The following is a 3,579-nucleotide window of genomic DNA, read 5'->3' on the forward strand; positions in this document are numbered from 1 at the left end:
ATGGCGCCGAAGGCGCCGTACCTCCCCAGTGGGCACGGTCAGCCAACCAATAGGTAAGCCCTTTAATGGGCAGGCTAAGGGCCTACTTTGGCTGACTTGGAGGTCCTATGCAGGACCTCCACAATACTTCATACCTCCCGAGGGCGGAGCCCTCAACCCGTCCGGAAGGCGTCAGCCGGTCCCGGACAGAACCCTGGCAGCCCAGGGCCAAAGGCCCGGCGGCGCCATCAACCCTCGCCCGCGAAAGACCACGGTCGGCCGACTAAATGGAAGGCCCTTTTATGGGCAGGCTAGGGGCCAACTTCGGCCGACTTGCACATCCTATGCAGGATGTGCACATCAACCTTCGGGAATACAGCTTCCCGCCGATTCTTCACAAAAACCCATGGTTTCCCTGGCTCCGAAAGGCGCCTGAACCCTCAAGCCCTAAAGGGGCTTATCCATACCATGCACACGAAAAAACCGGATGATTTCTCATCCGGTTTTTTGATGCCTTTTTTATTTCAGATAAGCGGTTGCTTTCAGCATGAACATGTTGTCCATCTTCCGGCCGCCCATGTCCTTGGCGTTGAAGCCGTATTCTGCGTCAATGATAAGGCCTCTCATGGGAACGAAGGAGGCTTTGGCCAGGAAGAACTTGGCGCCGCCGTAGTTCTTATTGGAAGAGTAGGTACCATTTGCTTTATCTTCCATTACATTGGCAATGTAGGCAGGTACGTTCTTCATGCCATGCCAGTTTTTATAAATATGGCCCATGTACTGGTCCACAATGTCATCGGAGGAGCCGCCAAAGTAGGTGCCTGCCTGGCTGTACACATAGTCCAGGCCGAATTCATAGGAACCGCCTTTCAGTACATCGGCGGTGCCGTAGTGGAGACCGTAGTTGAAGCTGTAGGGCCGTTCATTGTTCAGCGGCAGTTTTCTTACGTTCTTCACATATTCGCCCTGTACATGCCACATGGGGGTGACATAGTAGGCGCCGGCAAAACCGTAGGCTCTGCAGATTTTACCTACCGGGCCATTGGCAGTCATGCCGTAGGCATGGAATTCCCACTGCTGGGGTTTCTTGAAAATGTAGGAAGCATAGGTTACCGGAACATCTTCGTCCTGTCCCCAGCTTTCCTGAACATCTTGTCCCATGGGATAGTAATAATCATTATTGACGTACATTCCGCTCTGACTGGTAAGCGCTGTAACTGCCTTATCCATAGCTGCTGCCTTTGCTGCAGATTTAATAGCCTGTATCTGTGCAGGGGTTGGCTTAATTCCAGCATTTGTCATTTCTGTTATTTTCTGCTGAACTGCAGATTCAACTCCAGCAGCCAGCTGCTTCTGCATAGCCTGCAGTTTTGGATTATTTTTTCCTGCATCCATCATAGCGCTGATAAGACCTGCACTTCCAGTGCTGTCTTTTAATGGCATGCCTCTTACCATGGGTCCTGTGTAGTTATAGTTGATATCCGTAGCCCGGCCATGGGCGATGGTGAAGCGGCCGCCCTGGCGGTAGTCGCCGAAGGAGATGAAGGCGCCTTTGAACTGGCCGTCGTAGGTGTAGCCGGTAACGCCCATTTTAACGGGGAACTGGCCGATGCCGATGAGGTTCTTGGACGGTCCGAAGGGAAGCTTGGAGGTATCCTGTTTCGGTCCGAAGTGGTAGGTAGCCCACAGGCGGTTCATGTGGAAGTCGCCGTCGCCGTATCCGGTCCTTGTTTTGTCGGAATCAGTGCTTTCACGGCTGGACCAGTCCTGACGGTTGGGAGCAAAGGGAGTGGAGCCATTCATACTCATCGTGGTTTCCAGCTGGCTGTACACGGTGCTTCTGTCATTGACAGTGGCCATGGTATTGAGACGTACCCGAAGGCTCAGTTCATCGTGGCTGGATTTATTGTCTTTGTATACATTGTCATAGCGGGGAATGTCCTGCACCCGGATTTCCGTAATGTTGGACAGATTGCCTGTCTTCTTTTCCAGTTCCTTCACCCGGACGCCCAGGCTCTGGAGTTCGCCGGCGTATTCAGCAGAAAGCTTCTGCACTGTGGCTCTCTGGCTGTCATTCAAGCTTTCTTCCTTAGCCATAAGGCGGGCAATGATCTGGGCCAGTTCATAACGGCTTACATTCTTATCCCCTTTGAATGTACCGTCAGGATATCCATCCACCACACCCTGATCAGACAGCTGGGATACAGCCTGGTAGGCCCAGGAGGATGTATCTACATCAGCAAAGGGATTGGCAGCGGAAACGTTGAAGGCGGTGGCTGCAAAGAGGGCAGCCAGTGTGGTTTTCAGAAGGCAGTGGTTCATTTTCTCTCCCCGGAGCTTTCGGTAAGCTCTCTAAATTCTCAAATGGATTTTTATTTTTAAAACGTTAGTATGAAATTGAATGATTTTCAGCTCATGAAACTAAAACATTATACACTGGAATGAAATAGTTTGTCAATAGGAATTAGTACCTGATGCTAAAACAGCAAGGATACCCTATTTTTCGCACTAAAAATCATATAGCTTCCATAAAAAAAGAGACCTGATTCAGGTCTCTTTTGAGAATATTTCTCTGTTTTTCCCTTTGAAAGGGCATTTCATTTCATAAAGAAGCTGTATTTTATTTCGTTTTGATGAATTCCGTTTGAATTAACCGGGCACTTTTCAAAACCACATAGGCAATGACGCAGCCGGCGCCGCAGGAAATAGAAAAGAGGGATACATAGAAGAGAGCCCCTTTGGAAGAGCCCATAAAGAGGGCCGCAATGGGATAGGACAGAAGGCCGCCGATGAGGGAGGTGCCTACAAACTCGCCCAGCACCGCCGCCCACAGGGTATGAAGCCGGCTGTAGAGGAACCCAGACAGGAAGGCGCCTACCATGGATCCGGGGAAAGCCAGAAGGCTTCCGGTGCCCAGAAGATTTCGAATCACCGACGTGCAGAACGCCGCCGAAGTGCTATACCGGCTGCCGCAGAGCACGGCCAGGAAAATATTAATCATGTGCTGCAGTGGAAAAGCCCGGGTCACCCCCAGGGGAAAGGAAAACAAAGGCGAAAGAAGCACCCCCGCCGCCGTCAAAAGGGCTGCCAGTATCCATTTCCGATATGATTTGTCCTCTGTGTAGTTCATCGCTGCCTCCTGTATGGAATGATTTATGTATAGCATAGCACTTGGACATGTGGGTGAAAAGGGGGCGGCTCCGCCTTTGGACACACCTGCGGTGTGAGGGTTGACGGGGCTTCGCCCCGAGGGTTCTTAAGGTTCTTAGGTTTGACGGCCTTTCAGGCCGAGGGTTGTTGTGGCGGCTGACGCCGCAATAAAAAGGGGGCGCGGCTTGCGCCGCAGGTTGTGTCGAAGGGTTGTGAAGGGAAAGGTTCTTAGGATTGACCGGCCTGACGGCCGGAGGGTTCGTAAGTTTGACGGCCCTTCGGGCCGAGGGTTGTGGTATCGCCCTTACGGGCGATGAGTATTATAATGCCGCCTTTCGGCGGTCACGTCCACATCGAGTATCATAATCATTCTTACCCTCGTACATCCCTTCGCCACTTCGTGGCCCTCTTCCCCTAAAGGGGACGCAAGAACGTTACGGGATTTACTTT

The 3,579-nt window shown here is 51.8% G+C and carries 2 protein-coding genes; both read right to left on the reverse strand.

Features of this window, described 5'->3' with window-relative positions; all coding sequences use genetic code 11:
* Window positions 1-498: 498 nt before the first annotated feature.
* A complete protein-coding gene (locus HMPREF9453_RS05085) occupies window positions 499-2,301 on the reverse strand; it encodes an S-layer homology domain-containing protein (RefSeq protein ID WP_008859491.1) in 1,803 nt (600 codons plus the stop codon).
* Between the two features lie 298 nt (window positions 2,302-2,599).
* The gene (gene thiW / locus HMPREF9453_RS05090) at window positions 2,600-3,109 is read right to left on the reverse strand and encodes an energy coupling factor transporter S component ThiW (RefSeq protein WP_008859492.1); all 510 of its coding nucleotides are present in this window, start codon (window positions 3,107-3,109) and stop codon (window positions 2,600-2,602) included.
* Window positions 3,110-3,579: the final 470 nt, after the last annotated feature.

Source organism: Dialister succinatiphilus YIT 11850 (genome assembly GCF_000242435.1).
Lineage (GTDB): Bacteria > Bacillota > Negativicutes > Veillonellales > Dialisteraceae > Dialister > Dialister succinatiphilus.

Bases quoted from the DNA above. Each gene is read 5' to 3' on its own strand.
- HMPREF9453_RS05085 (WP_008859491.1), bottom strand. From the start codon at position 2,301: ATGAACCACTGCCTTCTGAAAACCACACTGGCTGCCCTCTTTGCAGCC.
- thiW (WP_008859492.1), bottom strand. From the start codon at position 3,109: ATGAACTACACAGAGGACAAATCATATCGGAAATGGATACTGGCAGCC.